We start from the raw sequence: 19,910 nt of genomic DNA on the forward strand, positions 1-19,910 counted from the left end.
ATTCCGAGGACGGCTCGTGCGACCGCCGCGCGGCGACGGCTAATGTGACCCTTATGCCAGGCGCATCTGTTTCAAATAGTGAGACGCGCGGATGATCCATGTCGATGCCGGGGTTACACGGGAGTGGCTCTGAACCCCCAGCACGGCTCCGATCTGCCCAGCCCGGTGGTCCCGCCGAAGCCCAACCCGTCCGCGCTGCGGCGCGTCCTGCGCCGCGCCCGCGACGGTGTCGCGCTGAACGTGGACGAAGCTGCCATCGCGATGACCGCACGTGGCGAGGACCTGGCCGACCTGTGCGCCAGTGCGGCGCGGGTGCGCGACGCCGGCCTGGAATCGGCCGGACGCCGCGGCGCCACCGGACGGCTTCCGGTCAGTTACTCCCGCAAGGTCTTCATCCCGGTGACCCACCTGTGCCGGGACAAGTGCCACTACTGCACCTTCGTCACCGTGCCGGGCAAGCTGCGCGCCGAGGGCAAGGGCATGTTCATGGAGCCCGACGAGATCCTGGACGTCGCGCGCCGAGGCGCGGAGCTTGGTTGCAAGGAAGCCCTTTTCACCCTCGGTGACCGCCCGGAGGCGCGCTGGCCGGAGGCCAAGCAGTGGCTCGATGAGCGCGGTTATGACTCCACGCTGGATTACGTCCGCGCGATGGCCATCCGGGTGCTGGAGGAGACCGGGCTGCTGCCGCACCTCAACCCCGGCGTCATGAGCTGGACCGAGTTGTCCCGGCTGAAACCCGTTGCGCCGTCGATGGGCATGATGCTGGAGACCACATCGCGGCGGCTCTTCGAGACCAAGGGCCTGGCCCACTACGGCAGCCCGGACAAGGATCCGCAGGTCCGGCTGCGCACGCTGGATGACGCCGGCCGGTTGTCTGTCCCGTTCACCACCGGGCTGTTGGTCGGCATCGGCGAGACGTTGGTCGAGCGCGCCGAGACCATGCATGCGATCCGCAAGTCGCACAAGGCGTTCGGTCACGTCCAGGAAGTCATCGTGCAGAACTTCCGGGCCAAGGATCACACCGCCATGGCCACGGTGCCCGATGCCGGTATCGATGACTTCCTGGCCACTGTCGCGGTGACCCGCCTGGTGTTGGGACCCAAGATGCGTATCCAGGCGCCGCCGAATCTGGTGTCGCGCCACGAGTGCCTGGCGCTGATCGGTGCCGGCGTGGACGACTGGGGTGGGGTGTCGCCGCTGACTCCCGACCATGTCAACCCCGAGCGGCCCTGGCCGAACCTGGACGACCTGGCATCCATCACCGCCGAGGCGGGATATGACCTCGTGCAGCGCCTCACCGCGCAGCCGCAGTACGTGCAGGCCGGGGCGGCCTGGATCGACCCGCGCGTCCGCGGGCATGTCGACGCCCTGGCCGACCCGGACACCGGGTTGGCGCGGGATGTGAACCCGGTGGGGCGGGCGTGGCAGGAACCCGACGAGGCGTCGGAATCACTGGGCCGCACCGACCTGCATACGGCGATCGACTCCGAGGGCCGGCTCACCGAGACCCGCAGCGATCTCGACAGCGCCTTCGGTGACTGGGAGTCCATCCGGGAGAAGGTCTCGGAGCTGGCCGCCCGCGCCCCCGAACGCATCGACACCGATGTGCTCGCGGCCCTGCGCGCCGCCGAGCGCGACCCCGGCGGGTGCAGTGACGACGAGTACCTGGCGTTGGCCACCGCCGACGGGCCCGCTCTGGATGCGGTTGCCGCGCTGGCTGATTCGCTGCGCCGCGATGCCGTGGGTGATGACGTGACCTACGTCGTCAACCGCAACATCAACTTCACGAACATCTGTTACACCGGCTGCCGGTTCTGCGCGTTCGCCCAGCGCAAGGGCGATGCCGACGCCTATTCGCTGTCCACCGACGAGGTCGCCGACCGGGCCTGGGAGGCGCATGTCGCCGGCGCCACCGAGGTCTGCATGCAGGGCGGGATCGATCCGGAGCTTCCGGTCACCGGGTACGCCGATCTGGTCCGCGCGGTGAAGGCCCGGGTGCCGTCGATGCACGTGCACGCGTTCTCCCCGATGGAGATCTCCAACGGTGTCACCCGCAGCGGATTGTCGCTGCGCGAGTGGCTGACGGCCTTGCGCGAGGCCGGCCTCGGGTCCATACCCGGTACCGCCGCGGAGATCCTCGATGACGAGGTGCGCTGGGTGCTGACCAAGGGCAAGCTGCCGACCTCGGAGTGGATCGACGTGGTCAGCACCGCCCACGAGGTCGGGCTGCGGTCGAGTTCGACCATGATGTACGGCCATGTCGACACGCCGAAGCACTGGGTGGGCCATCTCAATGTGCTGCGCTCCATCCAGGACCGCACCGGTGGGTTCACCGAGTTCGTGCCACTGCCGTTCGTGCACCAGTCCAGCCCGCTGTACCTGGCCGGCGGCGCGCGCCCGGGCCCGACTCACCGGGACAACCGTGCGGTGCACGCGCTGGCGCGGATCATGCTGCACGGCAGGATCTCTCATATCCAGACCAGCTGGGTGAAGTTGGGTATCGAGCGCACCCGGGTGATGCTCAACGGGGGCGCCAACGATCTGGGCGGCACCCTGATGGAGGAGACGATCTCGCGGATGGCGGGTTCGGAGAACGGATCCGCCAAGTCGGTCGAGGAGCTGACGGAGATCGCCGAGGGTATCGGCCGACCGGCTCGCCAGCGCACCACCACGTACACGCCGCTGGCCGCCTGAGCCTAGGCTCTCCTAACCGTCTGGGCGCGAAATTTGTTGTGCTCATGTGCCTTTCGGTCGCCATGGGCGGCCGATGGGCGGTATCTTCTGGTGGTCGCCGAGCATCAGGAGTGCCATGACCACGATTTCCGGGATACCCGCTCATGCGCTGCTGGTGCACGGCGTGGTGGCACTGGCGCCGTTGACGGCGCTGTTGCTCATTCTCTGTGCATTCTGGCGGGCCGCCCGCAGTCGCCTGGTGTGGTTGGTGCTGGCCCTTGCTGCCGGCGTCATGGTGCTCACACCGCTGGCGACGTCGGCGGGGGAGTGGCTGTACAACCGCGAAAGTGAGCACCGCCCGATCCTCGAGCTGCATGAGGAGCGCGGCGAGTGGATGATCTACTTCGCGATCGGTTTGTTGCTGGTGGCGATCCTGTTGGCGGTTCAGCACGTGCGGGAGTCGCGCGCGGAGCGGCCGGGTCGCGGGCTCGCGGTCGGGGTGGCGATCCTCGCCGTGGTGGTCGGTGTGTCGTCGACGGTCGGCGTGGTGCTGATCGGGCACTCGGGCGCGGAGGCGAAGTGGGGCACCATTGCGGAATGAAATCGGACCACGGTCCGTTTGCATGATGTGAGGGTGCCGGGCAGGCCGGCGCCGCCATGCAAGGAGACATCATGACCGCAGCAGTCGCCACCGATCTGACCACCGGCACCTGGGCGCTGGACCCGGTGCATTCCTCGGTCAACTTCTCGGTCCGCCATTTGATGGTGAGCAAGGTCCGCGGCACGTTCGACAGTTTCGAAGGTGCCATCACCGTCGCTGAGGACGGCACCCCGTCGGTGTCCGCGACCATCGACATCAACTCGGTCAACACCCGCAACGAGCAGCGCGACGCCCACCTCAAGGCCGCCGACTTCTTCGACGCCGAGCAGTTCCCGACCGCGTCGTTCGTGTCCACCGCGGTACGTGCCGACGGTGATGACTATGTGCTCGACGGTGACTTCACCCTCAAGGGTGTCACCAAGCCGGTATCGCTGAAGCTCGAGTTCCATGGCGTCAACCCCGGCATGGGCCATGGTGCGGTGGCCGGCTTCGAGGCCTCGGTGGTCCTGAACCGCAAGGACTTCGGCATCGCCTTCGACGCTCCGCTGGAGACCGGCGGCGCCGTGGTGGGCGACAAGGTCACCATCACTCTGGAGATCGAAGCGCTCAAGCAGGCCTGATCTACAGCCTGGCGGCCAGCTCGGTGCCCTGGCGGATGGCCCGCTTGGCATCGAGCTCGGCCGCGACGGCGGCACCGCCGATGACGTGTGCGGTGACACCGCGGGCCCGCAACTCGTCGTCGAGCCCGCGCACCGACTCCTGGCCCGCGCAGATCACGATGTTGTCGACGGCCAGCAGCCGCGCACCGGACCGATCGGACCCGAAGCTGATGTGCAGCCCGGCGTCGTCGATGCGCTCGTAGTTCACCCCGCAGAGCTGTTGCACGCCTTTGGCTTTCAGCGAGGCGCGGTGCACCCAACCCGAGGTCTTGCCGAGCCCGCGGCCCTGCGGCCCCTTGGTGCGTTGCAGTAGGAACACCTCACGGGCCGGCGGGAGCGGGATGGGTGTGGCCAGTGCGCCGCGCACCGTCGGCGCGTCCTGCGGGTCCAGGGCTCCCCATTCGGCCTGCCACTCCTTGCGGTTCAGGGTGGGCGAATGCGTGGTGACCAGGAACTCGCTGACATCGAACCCGATGCCGCCGGCGCCGATGACCGCCACCGATTCGCCGACGGCGGCTCCGGAGAGCACCTCGGCGTAGGACAGCACCTTGGGGTGCTCGATGCCGGGGATGGCGGGTACCCGGGGTGTGACGCCGGTGGCGAGCACGACATCGTCGTATCCGGCCAGGGTCTGCGTATCCGCGCGGCATCCCAGCCGGACGTCGACATTGTGCACCTGCAGCATGCGCGCGTAGTAGCGCAGCGTTTCGGTGAACTCTTCTTTGCCGGGAACCCTTCGGGCCAGGTCGAATTGGCCGCCGATCCTGTCGCCGGCCTCGAACAGTGTGACGCGGTGCCCGCGCTGGGCGGCCGTCACCGCCGCGGACAGCCCGGCCGGTCCGGCGCCCACCACGGCCACCGAACGGGCCCGCCGCGTCGGGCCGAGCACCAGGGTGGTTTCGTGCCCGGCCCGCGGATTGAGCAGACACGACACCGTCTTGTGCGCGAAGGCGTGGTCCAGGCAGGCCTGATTGCAGGCGATGCAGGTGTTGATCTGATCGGCGGCGTCCTCGGAAGCCTTGCGCACCCAGTCCGGATCGCTGAGCAGCGGGCGGGCCATCGAGATCAGTTGCACGCCGGTGTCGGTCAGGATGTGCTCGGCGGCCTCGGGCATGTTGATCCGGTTGGAGGCCACCACCGGGATGTCGACGTGTTCGGCCAATGCGCCGCTGACGCCGACGAACGCGCCGTTGGGTACCGAGGTGACGATGGTCGGGACGCGCGCCTCGTGCCAGCCGATACCGGTGTTGAGGATGCTCGCTCCGGCGGCCTCGATCTCGGTCGCCAGCGCGAGGGTCTCCTCCCAGGTCTGCCCATCCTCGACGTAGTCGGCCAGCGATATCCGGTAGACGATGATGAAATCCGTGCCGACGGCTGCCCGCACCCGGCGCACGATCTCGACCGGGAAGCGTCGCCGCTTCTCCGGCGTCCCGCCCCAGGCGTCGGTGCGCCGATTGGTGCGCGGCGCCAGGAACTGATTGATCAGGTACCCCTCGCTGCCCATGATCTCGACACCGTCGTACCCGCCCGCGCGGGCCAGCAGCGCGGCGCGCACGAAATCATCGATGGTGCCCTCGACATCGCGTAGGGCGCGCGGCCGGAACGGGTTGATGGGCGCCTTGATCGAGGAGGCGCTGACCGAAAGTGGATGGTAGGCATAGCGTCCGGCGTGCAGGATCTGCAGCGCGATCTTGCCGCCCTCGGCGTGGACGGCCGCGGTGATCCGCCGGTGTCTGCGCGCATCGGAGTCCGAACGCATCTCGGCGGCGAACGGCAGCAACCAGCCGGTCCGATTCGGCGCGTACCCGCCGGTGATGATGAGACCCACCCCACCGCGGGCGCGTTCGGCGAAGTAGGCGGCCAGCCTGTCGGTGTCGCGGGCACGGTCCTCCAGGCCGGTGTGCATCGAGCCCATCACCACCCGGTTGCGCAGGGTGGTGAAGCCGAGATCCAACGGGGACAGCAGGTGTGGATAGTTCACGGGGTCTCCGGTACTCACAGGGCCTCCAGTACTTCGGAAAGCCATTCGATGGCACCCTCCTCTGCGCGGATGCCGCCACGCAGCACCAGGTACTGGTGCAACTCGGATCCGGCGAGACGCGCCGGATCGGGGAACTGCTGTTTCTCGAATCCTCGGTAGGTGTCGAGCAGTGCGGCGCGTTCGGCGCGTAACCCGGCGGCCTGCGCGCGGATGGCGTCGACATCTCCGTATCCGGCGGCACGGATCTTGACGGCCAGATCGCGGGTGCGGTTGTCGGCCACCGTGCTCCCGCCGCCGGCCAGTGGTTCGGCGAGCCAACGCGCCAGTTCGGCGCGCCCGCGCGCGGTCACCGAGTAGACCTTCTTGTCCGGTCGACCGTGCTGTTCGACTTCGCGGACGCCCACCCAGCCATCGCCTTCCATGGCCCGCAGCGTCCGATAGATCTGCTGGTGGGTGGCCGACCAGAAGTAGCCGATCGACTTGTCGAAGCGCCGGGCCAGTTCGTAGCCCGAACTCGGCTGCTCGCACAGCGACACGAGGATGGCGTGGGGGAGGGCCATGTCCGGCAGCCTAAGCGCTACCGGCGGTCTTATGCAACAAGTTGCAGTGCACAGAAGTGCATAGCGCGTGGCTACTAGGCGCGGTGTATATGCAACGACTAGTGTCAGTAACCGCGCGCCACCCAGCACGGGCGGCGCGTGAAGTTAGGACACACTGAGACGCACGTCCCGTAATGAGCCCTTCATACTGGCCCGTGCGGGCGCTCTAGATGAGTCCCGACCCAGAAACTGAACCGACCAGCAGCCCACTGGACAGGACAGGAGAGACATCAGTGACGTACGTCATTGCCGAACCCTGCGTCGACGTCAAAGACAAGGCATGCATCGAGGAATGCCCTGTCGATTGCATCTACGAGGGTGCCCGGATGCTGTACATCCACCCGGATGAATGCGTCGACTGCGGTGCCTGTGAGCCGGTCTGCCCGGTCGAGGCCATCTACTACGAAGATGACGTCCCGGATCAGTGGAGCAGCTACACGCAGAGCAATGCGGACTTCTTCAATGAGCTGGGTTCACCCGGCGGCGCGTCGAAGGTCGGCCAGACCGACAACGACCCGCAGGCCATCAAGGATCTCGAACCCAAGGGCGAGTGAACTCACCTAAATCGGCGTCCTTGCCGGTGTTCCCCTGGGACACCCTGACGGACGTCACCGCCATCGCGCGCGCTCATCGCGACGGCATCGTGGACCTGTCGGTCGGCACGCCCGTCGACGATGTCGCCCCGGTGATACGTGCGGCTCTCGCGGCTGCGAGCGCGACGCCGGGTTATCCGACCACCGCGGGGACCCCCGAACTGCGTGCGTCGATCCATGCTGCGCTGCAACGCCGATTCGGCATCACCGGCGTGGACCCGGCCGCGGTGCTGCCGGTCATCGGCACCAAGGAGCTCATCGCCTGGTTGCCGACCCTGCTGGGACTGGGATCCGATGACACCGTGGTGATCCCGGAGCTGGCCTACCCGACCTATGACGTGGGTGCCCGGCTGGCGGGGGCGCAGGTGCTCGCCGCGGATTCGCTGACGCAGATCGGACCGCAGGCTCCGGCGCTGCTGTTCCTGAACTCGCCGAGCAATCCGTCGGGCAAGGTGCTCGGCCTGGACCATCTGCGCAAGGTGGTCGGCTGGGCCCGCGAACGGGGTGTGCTGATCGCCTCCGACGAGTGCTATCTCGGGTTGGCCTGGGACGCCGCGCCGCTGTCGGTGCTGCACCCCTCGGTGTGCGACGGCGACCACACCGGTCTGCTGGCCATCCACTCGTTGTCCAAGTCGTCCTCGCTGGCCGGGTATCGGGCCGGCTTCGTCGCGGGCGACGCGAGCGTGGTGGCCGAACTGCTGGCGGTGCGCAAGCACGCCGGGATGATGGTGCCCGGGCCCATTCAGGCCGCCATGGTCGCGGCACTCGACGATGACGATCATGTCGCAGTGCAGCGTGAGCGATACGCCCAGCGACGAGCGGTGCTGCTGTCGGCGCTGCGCGGCGCCGGCTTCACCGTCGACCACTCCGAGGCCGGACTGTACCTGTGGGCCACCCGCGGGGAACCGTGCCGCGACACCGTGACCTGGTTGGCGCAGCGCGGAATCCTGGTGGCCCCCGGCGAGTTCTACGGCCCGGCCGGTGCTCAGCACGTGCGGGTGGCGCTCACGGCCACCGATGAGCGCATCGCCGCGGCGGCCGAACGGCTCGTCTGAACCCTGGCTCCAAGGGCCGGCTGACGCACGGGATCCAGCCGAACGCGGGTCACCGGTTCGGCGGCGTGCGGTCCGCGCGCAGGCTCAGCGAGAGCAGCAGCCGCAGATCGGGGTCGGACAACGTACCGCCCAGGACGGTCTCGATGCGCCGCACCCGGTAGCGCACGGTGTTGGGGTGTACGTGCAGCCACTGGGCCGCCGCGCCGATATCGCCGAAACAGTCCAGGTATGCGCGCAGCGTGTCGGCCAGCACGGGGTCCGCGGCGCGCAGATCGCGCACGCGCGGGTCGATCAGGCGGTCATCGGCACCGACCATCGTCACGATCTCGTCGAGCAGCACCGTGGTGCGCGCCTCGGCGAGTGAGGTGAGGGCACCGAGCGCACCCGGGTGGCGTTCGGCGCTGTCGAGCACCCGGTCCACTTCGGCGCGGGCGGCTGCCGCGCCCGCGAGTCCCGTTGCGGGCGTGGCGATGACCGCCCGCAGCTCCAGCCCGAGTTCACGGCGCAGGGTGGCGATGGTGCCGCGAATCCACGACGTCACCGTCCTCCCGGCATGCGGAAGCAGGACGTACACCCGCACTCCACGGGACGCCACCTGGGCGTCGGGGCGGAAGGCACTGGCGCTCAGCGCGAGCACATCGACCAGGCGGGCCGGCGCCGCACCGGTACCGACGAAGCCGACGACGGCGGCCGGCCCCTCGGCGGCCAGTCCGAGTTCCCGTGCGGTGGCCGCGATGTCGATATCGGCCTCGCGCAAGCCGAGGATCTCCTGTACCCGCACGGCATGCGTCGACGGTGCCGCGGCGAGCCGCGCCAGGATTCTGGCGGCGAGCACCGATGCGCCGCGCAGCACCTGATCGGCATCGTCGGCCAGCGGACGGGCGCCCTGCTGTACCCAGATGGTGCCCGCGAACGCGGGCCGGTGACGGCTGTCGGGCAGGTGAATGCCGATGGCGCGGCGCGGTTGCAGCCCGAGTTCGGGCCGGGCATCGATACGCACCACCTCGGTGCTCCCGCGCAGCGCGTCGAAGATGCCTTCGCGCCCGATCCAGGCGAGGTGCTCCGGCGGGCCCGCGCGTCCGAGAATCGACAGCCGGCGCAACTCGTCCGCTTCGTCATTGGACGCGGAGTACGCGAGCACGTGCGACTGCACGTCCTCGATGCTCACCATGCCGTGCGTGCGCTCGGCGATCGACTGGGCGAGCCCGAACAGATCGGTACCGGATTCCTGTAGTGGGTCGGCGCGGTCGCCGTGGTGTTCGAAGACATGGTCGATGAGCCGGTAGAGCCGTTCCCAGCGCGCCCGCGGCTCCACCGCGACCACCGCGGTGCCCACGGCGACCGCACGGGTGATCACCGCGGCGGACGGCTCCTTGACGAAGATGGCGGCCGGTGTCCGAGGGGCCTGTTGCACCAGCCAGGACAGCACATCGTCATCGCCGACGCCGAGCAGCAGGAACACATCGGCCGATACGGCCGCGGCGGCCAGTCCCAGCCGCACATCGTCGGGGTCGATCAGGGCGGCCGACGCCACCGGCAGATCCAACCCGCGCGGGGCCTGCACCAGCGTCACCATCGTGGCGTCCAGGGCGAGTACCAGTTGACCCAGGCTGACCCCGGGCGGCGCGAATGCGGCCATGTTGTGGGATTCTACTAACTGGATTGTGGACTTTGGCCGATTCGCCAAGCCTGGGCCGGCGGCGCCACGAGACCCTGAGGGCATGGACGCCATCACCGCAGTTCCGCTGCCCTCGAACGAGCCGATTCACGAATACGCGCCGGGCAGCACCGAACGTGCCCGCCTCACCGCCGCGCTGCGCGACCTCACGAGCGCACCCATCGACCTGCCGCATGTCATCGGCGGCAAGCACGCCATGGGTACCGGCCGGCGCATCGACGTCGTGCAACCGCACCGGCACCGGGCGGTGCTCGGCACGTTGACCAACGCCGGCCACGACGATGCGGCCGCCGCCGTCGATGCCGCCATCGCCGCCAAGGACGCCTGGGCGGACACCCCGTTCGACGAGCGCGCCGCGGTCTTCCTACGGGCCGCCGACCTGCTGGCCGGGCCCTGGCGGGAGACGATCGCCGCCGCCACCATGCTCGGTCAGTCCAAGACCGCCTATCAGGCCGAGATCGACGCGCCCTGTGAGCTCGTCGACTTCTGGCGCTTCAACGTGGCGTTCGCCCGGCAGATCCTCGCCCAGCAACCGCTCAGCAGCCCCGGTGTGTGGAACCGCTGCGACTACCGTCCGCTCGAGGGGTTCGTCTGTGCGATCACCCCGTTCAACTTCACCGCCATCGCGGGCAATCTGCCGACCGCACCCGTGCTGATGGGCAACACCGTCGTGTGGAAACCGTCCATCACGCAGACGTTCTCGGCGTACCTGACCATGCAACTGCTCGAGGCCGCCGGGTTACCGCCGGGCGTCATCAATCTGGTGACCGGTGACGGTCACGCGGTGTCCGATGTGGTGCTGGCCGACCCGCGGCTGGCCGGTATCCACTTCACCGGGTCCACCGCGACGTTCCAGCACCTGTGGCGCGAGGTCGGCGCGCACATCGACCGCTATGACAGCTATCCGCGGCTGGTGGGCGAGACCGGCGGCAAGGACTTCGTGGTGGCCCACCCATCCGCGCGACCGGATGTGTTGCGCACGGCCCTGATCCGCGGTGCGTTCGACTACCAGGGGCAGAAGTGCTCGGCGGCCTCGAGGGCGTTCATCCCACGCTCGGTGTGGGCGCGCGTCGGCGACGATTTCCTGGATGCCGTCTCGGCCCTGAAATACGGTGATGTCACCGATCTGTCGAACTACGGCGGCGCCGTCATCGACGAGCGGGCCTACGCCAAGAGCGCACACGCCATCGAGCGGGCCAAGAGCGCGCCCGCCGTCACCATCGCCGTCGGCGGTGAATGCGAGGACAGTGAGGGCTATTTCGTGCGGCCCACGGTGCTGCTGTCCGACGACCCGACCGATGAGGCGTTCCGGGACGAGTACTTCGGGCCGATCCTGGCCGTGCACGTCTACGACGACGACGCCTGGACCGACGTCCTCGGCGTCATCGACGGCGGATCGAAGTACGCGCTGACCGGTGCGGTGATCGCCGACGACCGCGCCGCCGTCCTGCAGGCCGAACGCCGATTGCGGCATGCGGCGGGCAACTTCTACGTCAACGACAAACCCACGGGTGCCGTCGTTGGGCAGCAGCCGTTCGGCGGGTCGCGGGCGTCGGGCACCAACGACAAGGCGGGTTCGGCGCTGAACCTGCTGCGGTGGACGTCCGCGCGCTCCATCAAGGAGACCTTCGTCCCGCCGACCGACCACAACTACCCGCACATGGGGGTCTGAACGATGGGCGTTTTCGGGCAGGTCGCCCGGCCGGCGATCCTTGCCGCCGGCCGATCGGACCGGTTGCGGCGCAGCGCCGAACGTCTCCCGGTCACCCGCGAGGTGGTGCACCGTTTCGTTCCCGGGGACACCGTCGAGGATGCGCTGGGGGCGGTGGCCCGACTGCGGGACACCCAGCGCCTCGTCAGCATCGACTACCTGGGTGAGGATGTCACCGACCGGGACACCGCCGCGGCCACCGTGCAGGCATACCTGGGTCTGCTCAGCGCGCTCGGTGGACGCGGTGAGCAGGCCGGCAGACCCCGGCCCCTGGAGATCTCGCTGAAACTCTCGGCGCTGGGGCAGGCGCTGCCCTGCGACGGCGACAAGATCGCCTTCGAGAACGCACACACCATCTGCGCCCGCGCGGCCGAGCTGGGGGTGTGGGTGACCGTCGATGCCGAAGACCACACCACCACCGACTCCACCCTGTCGATCGTGCGCGAACTGCGCGCCGACTTCCCCTGGCTGGGCACCGTGCTGCAGGCCTACCTGCGGCGCACGGCGGCCGACTGTACCGAGCTGGCCGATATGCGAATCCGGTTGTGCAAGGGCGCCTACGACGAACCGGCCTCGGTGGCCCACCGTGACGCCGGCGAGGTCACCGAGTCCTATCTGCGCTGCCTGCGCATCCTGATGGCCGGTACCGGCTATCCCATGGTGGCGTCCCACGATCCGGTGGTCATCGGCGCCGTCGCAGAAATGGCGGCCGAGTTCAACAGGGGGAGCGATGATTTCGAGTATCAGATGCTCTACGGCATCCGTGATGACGAACAGCGCCGACTGGCCCTCGCCGGTAACCATGTCCGGGTGTACGTCCCGTTCGGCACGCAGTGGTACGGCTACTTCGTGCGCAGGCTCGCCGAACGCCCGGCGAACCTCACCTTCTTCCTACGGGCACTGGTGGACTGACCGCGAAGGCGGCCTCACGGCGCGGGGAATGCGGCGGCCGGCATGAGCACGTTGCCGCGGCACGGGCCGCTGAGGATATCGGTGTACCAGCTGCCCTGCAGGGTGCCGTCGGGTTGGGGTGTGTAGGAGACCCAGGACTGCGCCGGGCTGAACACCCGCGGCGCGCTGTCACCGAGATAGCACTCCCACTGCCAGTTGTAGGCGAAGGTCCACTTCTCGCCGTTCCACTTGTAGCGCTGGGGCTGCGGGATCGTCGGGTTCGACGGCGCGGGCCCGTCCAGCACGGTGGCGACACAGCTGGTGGCGGCGCACGCCGTCGCGAACGTATAGACGGCGCTGAGATCACCTTCGGGCTGGCGGGCGGCGACACTGGTGCCGTTCTTCTGCGATGCGTAGGTCACGACGGTGTAGCGGCCGTTCCACCCTTGGCCGACCGCGGCGGCCGACGGCATGGGAGCGAGGCCGGCCACCAGGACGGCTGCCAGCGCAGTACACAGTCGACGGACCAACATCCCTTTCCCTGTTCAGTCAAAAAGACCAGCTGACCACAAGGTAGCGGGGGGCGGTGACAAAACCCTCGATCGTCATGTCTGCTGCGTCAATTAGAGACCACATTGTGACGGTGAACTGGTTTTCTAGCGGCCTTCGGCCAGCCGCACCATGGTCCACGCCGCGATCGTCTGCGCATCGGTGATGGCTCCGTCGCGGATCATCTGCTCGATCTGTGCGCCGGTGAACCAGGCACTGTGCATGTCCTGTTCCTCGTGTTCACGCTCGTGCTCACCCTGGGTCAGGCCGGTCGCCAGGAACACCCAGCCGCGCTGGCTGCTCATCCCGGGCGCGACGTCGAGTTGGCCGAGCCGGACCAGCGAGTCCGCCCGCAGGCCCGTTTCCTCACGGAGCTCGCGGGCCGCCAGCTCGAGCGGTGCCAGGTCCACCCGGTCCGGCGCGGTGCCTTGCGGGAACTCCCAGCGCCGCAACCCGATCGGGTAACGGAACTGCTCCACCAGGTGGAAGCGGTCACCGTCGCGCGCGACCACCAGCGCGTAGGTGGGTTTGTCGATCACGCCGTAGATGCCGTGGCTGCCGTCGGGGCGTCGGATCGCGTCCTCGCGCACCGTCATCCAGCTGTTGCGGTACACCTCACGACTGGACATCCGCTCGATCGGTCGCATCGGCCAAGAGTAGCCTCGCACAGGTGTCTAAGGTGTTGCTGTCCTCGCTGGACCCGGCCGCCGTGGCCGCCGGGCACGACCTGGCCGACGCGGTGCGCATCGACGGGGTGACGTTGAGCCGCAGCGATCTGGTGGGGGCGGGCACCTCGGTCGCCGAACGCGTCGCCCGGGCGCAGCGGGTGGCGATCCTCGCCACCCCCACCGCGACCACGGTGCTGGCGGTGGTCGGCTGCCTCATCGCCGGCGTGCCGTTCGTCCCGGTGCCCGCCGATATCGGTGCCACCGAACGCGAACATCTGCTCAACGATTCCGGTGTACAGGCCTGGCTCGGTGAGCTGCCCGCCGAAAGTCAAGGGCTGGCGCATATTCCGGTGCGGATGCACGCCCGCTCCTGGCACCGCTACGCCGAGCCGCGGCCCGAGGCCACGGCCATGATCATGTACACCTCGGGGACCACCGGACTGCCCAAGGGCGTCGCCATCAGCCGGAGCGCCGTCGCCGCCGATATCGACGCGCTGGCACAGGCCTGGGAATGGACCGCCGCCGACACCCTGGTGCACGGGCTGCCGCTGTTTCATGTGCACGGGCTGGTGCTCGGATTGCTGGGGTCACTGCGGATCGGAAACCGATTCGTACACACCGGCAAACCGACGCCCCAGTCCTACGCCGAGGCGGCGGGCACGCTGTACTTCGGGGTGCCGACGGTATGGTCGCGTGTCGCCGCCGACCCCGCCGCCGCTCGTGCGCTGTCCTCGGCGCGGTTGCTGGTCTCGGGGAGCGCGGCGCTGCCGACGCCGGTGTTCGAGGACCTGGTGAGGCTCACCGGGCACGCACCGGTCGAACGGTACGGCAGCACGGAAACGCTGATCACCATCAGTACCCGGGTCGACGGGGAACGCCGGCCGGGCTGGGTCGGCCTGCCACTGGCGGGAGTGCAGACCCGGCTGGTCGACGACGAGGGGCGGCCGGTGCCCCACGACGGCGAATCGATCGGGCAGCTCCAGGTCAAGAGCCCGACCAACTTCAGCGGATACCTGAACCGACCCGATGCCACGGCCGAGGCGTTCGATGCCGAAGGCTGGTACCGCACAGGCGATGTCGCGGTGATCGATACCGACGGGATGCACCGCATCGTCGGGCGCGAATCGGTGGACCTGATCAAGTCGGGTGGTTTCCGGATCGGTGCCGGTGAGATCGAAACCGTCCTGCTGGGGTATCCGGGTGTGGCCGAGGCGGCGGTGGTCGGCGTGCCGGATGACGACCTGGGGCAGCGGATCGTGGCCTTCGTCGTCGGCGACGCGGACCCCGACCGGCTGATCCAGCACGTCGCCGAACAACTCTCGGTCCACAAGCGGCCCCGGGAGGTGCGCATGGTGGACGCTTTGCCGCGCAACGCCATGGGCAAGGTGCTCAAGAAGGTGCTGGCCACCGGAGGAGGCGACCCATGTTGAGGCTCAGCCAGATCTGCGTCGACGCCCACGACCCGGAGCGGCTGGGCGCCTGGTGGGCCGGCGTCCTGGGGTGGCCGTTGCGCGTCGACGCCGACGGCGATGCGTTCGTGACGCCGCCGCCTGGACAAGGGTCCGAACTGCTGTTCCTGGCCGTACCGGACGACAAGGTGGTCAAAAACCGGCTGCACCTCGACTTCACGCCCGATGACCAGCAGGCCGAGGTGGACCGGGTGCTCGCGCTGGGCGCCAGCCGGGTGGACATCGGTCAGGGCGAGCAGAGCTGGGTGGTGCTGGCCGACCCCGAGGGCAACGAATTCTGCATCCTCGCCCCGGAGTGATCAGTTGGCGTGCAACGCCTCGTTGAGGGTGATGCCGGTGCCGTCGCGCCGGACGACCTCCACCGCGCCGGACAGCGAGTTGCGGCGGAACAGCAGATTGCTCGAACCCGAGAGATCCTTCGCCTTGACCGTCTGCCCGTCCGCGGTGCTCACCTTGGTGCCACCGGTGACATACAGGCCCGCCTCGATGACACAGTCGTCGCCCAGCGAGATGCCCAGTCCGGCGTTGGCGCCCAGCAGGCAGCGCTTGCCCACCGAGATGACCTCCTTGCCGCCACCGGACAGCGTGCCCATGATCGACGCGCCGCCGCCGACGTCGGAGCCGTCTCCGACGACCACACCCGCCGAGATGCGGCCCTCCACCATCGAGGTACCCAGCGTGCCCGCATTGAAGTTGACGAAGCCCTCGTGCATGACCGTGGTACCCGGCGCCAGGTGCGCGCCCAGACGCACCCGGTCGGCGTCGGCGATGCGCACACCGGTCGGGATCACGTAGTCGACCATCCGGGGGAACTTGTCGATGCCGTACACCGTGACGGCGCCGCGGCGGCGCAGCTTGGCGCGCACCAGCTCGAAGCCGTCGACGGCGGCGGGACCGAAGTTCGTCCACACCACGTTGGCCAGCAGCCCGAAGATGCCGTCCAGGTTGGCCTCGTGGGGCACGGTCAGCCGGTGCGAGAGCAGGTGCAGGCGCAGGTATGCGTCGAAGGCGTCGACCGGCTTTTCTTCCAGCGAGGCGATGGTGGTGCGCACCGCGACGACCTCGACATCGCGATCGGTGTCCGGTCCGGTCAGTTCGGCCAGGTTGTCGGTCAGCTCGGCGACCGACAGCCGCGTCGTCTGCGACGTTCCGTCGCCGGTCAGCTCGGGTGCGGGGAACCAGGTGTCCAGGACGGTTCCGTCGGCGGCAATGGTGGCCAGGCCGAAGCCAGATGCAGCAGTCACGGGGCTACACGCTACTGGACTAGCCTCAACGGTCATGGGGCTAGACCTGCGCGCCGATCCGATCGCACTGACCGCCGCCCTGGTGGACATTCCCAGCGAGTCGCGTCACGAGCAGCGCATCGCCGGGGAGATCGAGACGGCGCTGCGCGAGCAGGCGCCGCATTTCGAGGTGATCCGCTCGGGCGACGCGGTGCTGGCGCGCACCAACCTGGGGCGTCCGTCACGGGTGCTGCTGGCCGGGCACACCGACACCGTGCCCGCCGCCGACAACCTGCCCAGCCGGGTGGTGGACGGCCGGATGTACGGGTGCGGGACTTCGGACATGAAGTCCGGCGACGCGGTGTTCCTGCACCTGGCCGCGACCATCGCCGAGCCCAGCCACGACATCACCCTGGTCATGTATGACTGCGAGGAGATCGAGTCCAGCGCCAACGGGCTGGGCCGCATCGAGCGCGAGCTGCCGGACTGGCTGGCCGCCGACGTCGCGATCCTGGGCGAACCGTCCGGCGGGTTCATCGAGGCCGGCTGCCAGGGCACCATCCGGATCGTCGTGAGCGCCTCCGGAACCCGGGCGCACTCGGCGCGATCCTGGCTGGGGGACAATGCCATTCACAAACTCGGAGCCGTACTGGACCGGCTGTCGCGGTATGAGGCGCGCAGGGTGGACATCGACGGGTGCGAGTACCGCGAAGGACTCTCGGCGGTGCGCATCGACGGCGGCATCGCCGGCAACGTCATCCCGGACGCGGCGACGGTGACCGTCAACTTCCGGTTCGCGCCCGACCGCAGCGTCGAGCAGGCGATCACGCACGTGCACGAGGTGCTCGACGGGTTGGAGGTGTCCCTGCAGGTCACCGATGCCGCGTCGGGAGCGCTTCCCGGACTGGACAATCCGGCCGCCGCCGCGTTGGTGGCCGCGGCCGGGGGAGCGGTGCGCGCCAAGTACGGCTGGACCGATGTGTCGCGGTTCGCCGCCCTCGGTATCGCCGCGGTGAACTACGGGCCGGGCGACCCGAACCTGGCGCACAAGGTCGACGAGCACGTCGACATCGCGGCGATTACCGCCACCACCGAGACGCTGCGGGCCTACTTAACCGCTTGACCGGAGTCGGTAGCATGGTTCACGTGCTGGGAATCGACGACATCTCCGGGTAAACCCCCGAGATCTGTGCTGTCGTCCGTCAACGTTCGTTCACGTGGAGTTCCCGCATGTCTGTTGTCTGTTCCCATCTTTCGTTCCATTGGCCCGATGACACCCCGGTGTTCACGGATCTGTCCTGCTCGTTCGGGCGTGGCCGATTCGGGTTGGTGGCCCCCAACGGCGCCGGTAAGAGCACGCTGCTGCGGCTGATCGCCGGTGAGCTCGGCCCGGCCGCCGGCAGTGTCGCGGTGGACGGTGTGCTCGGATACCTGCCGCAGAATCTGCCGTTCCTGGCCGCACACACCGTGTCCGATGTGCTCGGGGTGGCCCCGGTGGTCGCCGCGTTGGAGGCGCTGGCGGCCGGCGACGCCGGCGAGGCCGTGTTCGCCGCCATCGGTGAGGACTGGGACATCCAGGAGCGCTCACGCGCCGAACTCGATCGGCTCGGCCTGGATCTGGAGCTGGACCGCCCGTTGTCGACCCTCTCGGGTGGCCAGGTGGTGTCGCTCGGGCTGACCGCGCAACTGTTGCGTCGGCCCGATGTGCTGCTGCTCGACGAGCCCACCAACAATCTTGACACCGGCGCCCGCCAACGGCTTTACGGTGTGCTGGAGGATTTCGCCGGGTGTCTGCTGGTGGTCAGCCACGACCGGGTACTACTGGACCGGATGGACGCGATTGCGGAGTTGCGGGCCGGTGAGCTGTCGCTCTACGGCGGAGGGTTCAGTGCTTACCAGTCGGCGGTGCGGGCCGCCCGGGAGACCGCCGAGAGCAATATCCGCAACGCCGAACAGGACCTCAAACGGCACAAGCAGCAGATGCAGCAGGCGCGTGAGCGGGCCGATAAACGGGCATCGACCGCCAAACGCAATCTCAAGGACGCGGGCCTGCCGAAGATCGTCGCCGGCAAGCTGAAACGCGACGCCCAGCAGTCCGCGGCCAAGGCCGATGACGTGCACGCCCGGCGGGTCAGTGATGCTCGAGACCGGCTCGACGACGCCGAGCGCGCGCTGCGCGACGATGACGTGCTGACCCTGGACCTGCCGGATACCCAGGTCCCCGCCGGGCGCGTGCTGTTCGTCGGAAAGGGTCTGCGGTCACGGATGTTCGAGGGTGTCGAACTGGCCGTTCACGGCCCGGAGCGGATCGCGCTGACCGGCGCCAACGGCGTCGGCAAATCGACCTTGCTGCGCATCATCTCCGGTGACCTGGCGCCCGACGCGGGGGAGGTGCACCGCGGTGACGGGCGAATCGCCTACCTGTCGCAGCGCCTCGATCTGCTCGACGAGTCGATGTCGGTGGCCGACTGCCTGGTGGCATACGCGCCCGGGCTTTCGGTGACCCGGCGGCGACATCTGTTGGCGCAGTTCCTCTTCCGAGGTGACCGGATCGACCTGCCGATCGGTGCGCTCTCCGGGGGAGAGCGGTTGCGGGCCACGCTGGCGTGTGTACTGTTCGCCGAGCCGGCACCGCAACTGTTGCTGCTGGATGAACCCACCAACAACCTCGATCTGGCCGGCGTCGCCCAGCTGGAGTCGGCACTGCATGCCTATCGCGGGGCAGTTGTCGTGGTCAGCCACGACGAGAGCTTCCTGGCCAATATCGGTGTGCAGCGGCGGCTGCTGCTGACCGGCGGGGCGCTGATGACCGGCTAGCCGACCTGTGGGCGGGTGGGCGCGGGCGGCGCCGGCGGGGGCGCCTCGACGGGTGCGCGAGCCGACGGGACGTCCTGGCCGGGGCGGGCCCCCGGCGGCTGGGCCGGTTCGGCGTCCTCGGGTTTGTCGGCGTGCTCGGCGTCCTCCGCACGCTCGGCGCTGTCCTTGCGCTCGTCGTCGGGATCCTCGGACTCGTCGAGCATCCCGGCCTGGGCGGCCTGCTGGATGCCCTGCATGATCTGCTGTGCGCCCTGCTGCAAGCCCTGAGCCAGGCCCTGCAACGGCGCCGTGACGCCCTGGGCGAGCTGGCCCACCTGCTGGCCGACCTGACCCAGGATCTGGCCCAGCATGTCAGTGCCCGCGCTCGGCGATCCGCCGGCAGGCGCGCCAACGGATCCGGCGGCGTCGCAGGTCCGCGGCCCGCTGCCGCCCTCGAGAGCGGCGGCGGCCGCCTGCATACGTGCGCCGCCCTCCTCGTCACCGGCGGCATACGCGGCAGCGGCCTTCGCCAGCAGATCGGCGATGGTCGACGCCGATGTCGACGTGACGCCCAGGGTGGCGTCCCGCCCGCCGAGGGTGGTACCGAGCGCGCTGCCCACCGCCGAGGCGATGGGGCCGTGGCTGGTCTGCACAACGGTGCCCTCGGCGGCCAGTCCGGACAACCCCGAGGCCACCTGGGCGTGCGACTCCGTGAAGTCCCGCAGGCCGTCACGCTGGACGAAGAGTGGATCGGTCATGTGGCG

At 69.0% G+C, this 19,910-nt stretch carries 18 protein-coding genes; 11 read left to right on the forward strand and 7 right to left on the reverse strand.

Annotated features, from left to right (window positions below; all coding sequences use genetic code 11):
• The first annotated feature begins 123 nt into the window (after nt 1-123).
• The 3 genes from A7U43_RS09790 (at nt 124) to A7U43_RS09800 (ending at nt 3,894) form a co-directional block, all read left to right on the forward strand.
• On the forward strand, nt 124-2,694 hold the full coding sequence (locus A7U43_RS09790; protein WP_067994122.1) for a bifunctional FO biosynthesis protein CofGH: 2,571 nt from the start codon (nt 124-126) through the stop codon (nt 2,692-2,694).
• A 115-nt stretch (nt 2,695-2,809) separates the two neighbouring features.
• A complete protein-coding gene (locus tag A7U43_RS09795) occupies nt 2,810-3,274 on the forward strand; it encodes a DUF2231 domain-containing protein (protein ID WP_068002324.1) in 465 nt (154 codons plus the stop codon).
• 71 nt (nt 3,275-3,345) lie between these two features.
• Nucleotides 3,346-3,894: a YceI family protein gene (locus tag A7U43_RS09800; RefSeq protein ID WP_068002328.1), complete on the forward strand. Its 549-nt coding sequence runs from the start codon at nt 3,346-3,348 to the stop codon at nt 3,892-3,894.
• A 1-nt stretch (nt 3,895) separates the two neighbouring features.
• Here the strand turns inward: A7U43_RS09800 and A7U43_RS09805 are convergent, their stop codons facing one another.
• Both A7U43_RS09805 and A7U43_RS09810 read right to left on the reverse strand, forming a co-directional pair.
• A complete protein-coding gene (locus A7U43_RS09805) occupies nt 3,896-5,914 on the reverse strand; it encodes an NADPH-dependent 2,4-dienoyl-CoA reductase (protein WP_068002331.1) in 2,019 nt (672 codons plus the stop codon).
• A 14-nt stretch (nt 5,915-5,928) separates the two neighbouring features.
• On the reverse strand, nt 5,929-6,474 hold the full coding sequence (locus A7U43_RS09810) for a PadR family transcriptional regulator (RefSeq protein ID WP_067994125.1): 546 nt from the start codon (nt 6,472-6,474) through the stop codon (nt 5,929-5,931).
• Nucleotides 6,475-6,746: 272 nt separating this feature from the next.
• Between A7U43_RS09810 and fdxA the strand changes: the two genes are divergently transcribed.
• Nucleotides 6,747-7,067 (forward strand): ferredoxin, encoded by a 321-nt coding sequence (gene fdxA / locus A7U43_RS09815; protein WP_067994129.1) that lies wholly within the window; start codon nt 6,747-6,749, stop codon nt 7,065-7,067.
• On the forward strand, nt 7,064-8,161 hold the full coding sequence (gene dapC, locus A7U43_RS09820; RefSeq protein WP_067994133.1) for a succinyldiaminopimelate transaminase: 1,098 nt from the start codon (nt 7,064-7,066) through the stop codon (nt 8,159-8,161). Before fdxA ends, dapC begins: the two co-directional genes overlap by 4 nt.
• A gap of 49 nt (nt 8,162-8,210) precedes the next feature.
• On the opposite strand, the gene A7U43_RS09825 is transcribed toward dapC, so the two are convergent.
• Nucleotides 8,211-9,800 carry a PucR family transcriptional regulator gene (locus tag A7U43_RS09825; protein WP_067994138.1) on the reverse strand — a complete coding sequence of 530 codons (1,590 nt, stop codon included), beginning with the start codon at nt 9,798-9,800 and terminating at the stop codon, nt 8,211-8,213.
• 82 nt (nt 9,801-9,882) lie between these two features.
• Between A7U43_RS09825 and pruA the strand changes: the two genes are divergently transcribed.
• Together pruA and A7U43_RS09835 are read left to right on the forward strand one after the other, a co-directional pair.
• Nucleotides 9,883-11,511: an L-glutamate gamma-semialdehyde dehydrogenase gene (gene pruA / locus A7U43_RS09830; protein WP_067994140.1), complete on the forward strand. Its 1,629-nt coding sequence runs from the start codon at nt 9,883-9,885 to the stop codon at nt 11,509-11,511.
• Nucleotides 11,512-11,514: 3 nt separating this feature from the next.
• On the forward strand, nt 11,515-12,462 hold the full coding sequence (locus tag A7U43_RS09835; protein ID WP_067994143.1) for a proline dehydrogenase family protein: 948 nt from the start codon (nt 11,515-11,517) through the stop codon (nt 12,460-12,462).
• 14 nt (nt 12,463-12,476) lie between these two features.
• On the opposite strand, the gene A7U43_RS09840 is transcribed toward A7U43_RS09835, so the two are convergent.
• Together A7U43_RS09840 and A7U43_RS09845 are read right to left on the reverse strand one after the other, a co-directional pair.
• Nucleotides 12,477-12,974: an Rv2253 family sensor-like surface protein gene (locus A7U43_RS09840; protein WP_067994146.1), complete on the reverse strand. Its 498-nt coding sequence runs from the start codon at nt 12,972-12,974 to the stop codon at nt 12,477-12,479.
• 123 nt (nt 12,975-13,097) lie between these two features.
• Nucleotides 13,098-13,637: an NUDIX domain-containing protein gene (locus tag A7U43_RS09845; protein WP_067994149.1), complete on the reverse strand. Its 540-nt coding sequence runs from the start codon at nt 13,635-13,637 to the stop codon at nt 13,098-13,100.
• 32 nt (nt 13,638-13,669) lie between these two features.
• Between A7U43_RS09845 and A7U43_RS09850 the strand changes: the two genes are divergently transcribed.
• Both A7U43_RS09850 and A7U43_RS09855 read left to right on the forward strand, forming a co-directional pair.
• A complete protein-coding gene (locus A7U43_RS09850) occupies nt 13,670-15,088 on the forward strand; it encodes an acyl-CoA synthetase (protein WP_067994152.1) in 1,419 nt (472 codons plus the stop codon).
• Nucleotides 15,082-15,426, forward strand: coding sequence for a VOC family protein (locus A7U43_RS09855; RefSeq protein WP_067994155.1), 345 nt, complete (start codon nt 15,082-15,084; stop codon nt 15,424-15,426). The genes A7U43_RS09850 and A7U43_RS09855 overlap by 7 nt, the downstream gene beginning before the upstream one ends.
• Here the strand turns inward: A7U43_RS09855 and dapD are convergent, their stop codons facing one another.
• A complete protein-coding gene (dapD, locus tag A7U43_RS09860) occupies nt 15,427-16,407 on the reverse strand; it encodes a 2,3,4,5-tetrahydropyridine-2,6-dicarboxylate N-succinyltransferase (protein WP_197499987.1) in 981 nt (326 codons plus the stop codon).
• On the opposite strand from dapD, the gene dapE reads away from it, so the two are divergent.
• Nucleotides 16,406-17,473, forward strand: coding sequence for a succinyl-diaminopimelate desuccinylase (dapE, locus tag A7U43_RS09865; protein WP_067994161.1), 1,068 nt, complete (start codon nt 16,406-16,408; stop codon nt 17,471-17,473). The two genes, dapD and dapE, sit on opposite strands and share 2 nt — an antisense overlap.
• 107 nt (nt 17,474-17,580) lie before the next feature.
• On the forward strand, nt 17,581-19,167 hold the full coding sequence (locus A7U43_RS09870) for an ABC-F family ATP-binding cassette domain-containing protein (protein WP_067994164.1): 1,587 nt from the start codon (nt 17,581-17,583) through the stop codon (nt 19,165-19,167).
• Here A7U43_RS09870 and A7U43_RS09875 read toward each other — a convergent pair.
• The gene (locus tag A7U43_RS09875; protein WP_067994167.1) at nt 19,164-19,904 is read right to left on the reverse strand and encodes a type VII secretion target; all 741 of its coding nucleotides are present in this window, start codon (nt 19,902-19,904) and stop codon (nt 19,164-19,166) included. The two genes, A7U43_RS09870 and A7U43_RS09875, sit on opposite strands and share 4 nt — an antisense overlap.
• Between the last annotated feature and the right edge of the window lie 6 nt (nt 19,905-19,910).

The organism is Mycobacterium adipatum (assembly GCF_001644575.1).
GTDB classification, from domain to species: Bacteria; Actinomycetota; Actinomycetes; order Mycobacteriales; family Mycobacteriaceae; genus Mycobacterium; species Mycobacterium adipatum.

Bases quoted from the DNA above. Each gene is read 5' to 3' on its own strand.
- A7U43_RS09845 (WP_067994149.1), bottom strand. From the start codon at position 13,637: ATGCGACCGATCGAGCGGATGTCCAGTCGTGAGGTGTACCGCAACAGC.
- A7U43_RS09825 (WP_067994138.1), bottom strand. From the start codon at position 9,800: ATGGCCGCATTCGCGCCGCCCGGGGTCAGCCTGGGTCAACTGGTACTC.
- A7U43_RS09835 (WP_067994143.1), top strand. From the start codon at position 11,515: ATGGGCGTTTTCGGGCAGGTCGCCCGGCCGGCGATCCTTGCCGCCGGC.
- A7U43_RS09875 (WP_067994167.1), bottom strand. From the start codon at position 19,904: ATGACCGATCCACTCTTCGTCCAGCGTGACGGCCTGCGGGACTTCACG.
- pruA (WP_067994140.1), top strand. From the start codon at position 9,883: ATGGACGCCATCACCGCAGTTCCGCTGCCCTCGAACGAGCCGATTCAC.
- A7U43_RS09795 (WP_068002324.1), top strand. From the start codon at position 2,810: ATGACCACGATTTCCGGGATACCCGCTCATGCGCTGCTGGTGCACGGC.
- A7U43_RS09840 (WP_067994146.1), bottom strand. From the start codon at position 12,974: ATGTTGGTCCGTCGACTGTGTACTGCGCTGGCAGCCGTCCTGGTGGCC.
- A7U43_RS09855 (WP_067994155.1), top strand. From the start codon at position 15,082: ATGTTGAGGCTCAGCCAGATCTGCGTCGACGCCCACGACCCGGAGCGG.
- dapD (WP_197499987.1), bottom strand. From the start codon at position 16,407: ATGACCGTTGAGGCTAGTCCAGTAGCGTGTAGCCCCGTGACTGCTGCA.
- A7U43_RS09870 (WP_067994164.1), top strand. From the start codon at position 17,581: ATGTCTGTTGTCTGTTCCCATCTTTCGTTCCATTGGCCCGATGACACC.
- A7U43_RS09810 (WP_067994125.1), bottom strand. From the start codon at position 6,474: ATGGCCCTCCCCCACGCCATCCTCGTGTCGCTGTGCGAGCAGCCGAGT.
- A7U43_RS09800 (WP_068002328.1), top strand. From the start codon at position 3,346: ATGACCGCAGCAGTCGCCACCGATCTGACCACCGGCACCTGGGCGCTG.
- dapE (WP_067994161.1), top strand. From the start codon at position 16,406: ATGGGGCTAGACCTGCGCGCCGATCCGATCGCACTGACCGCCGCCCTG.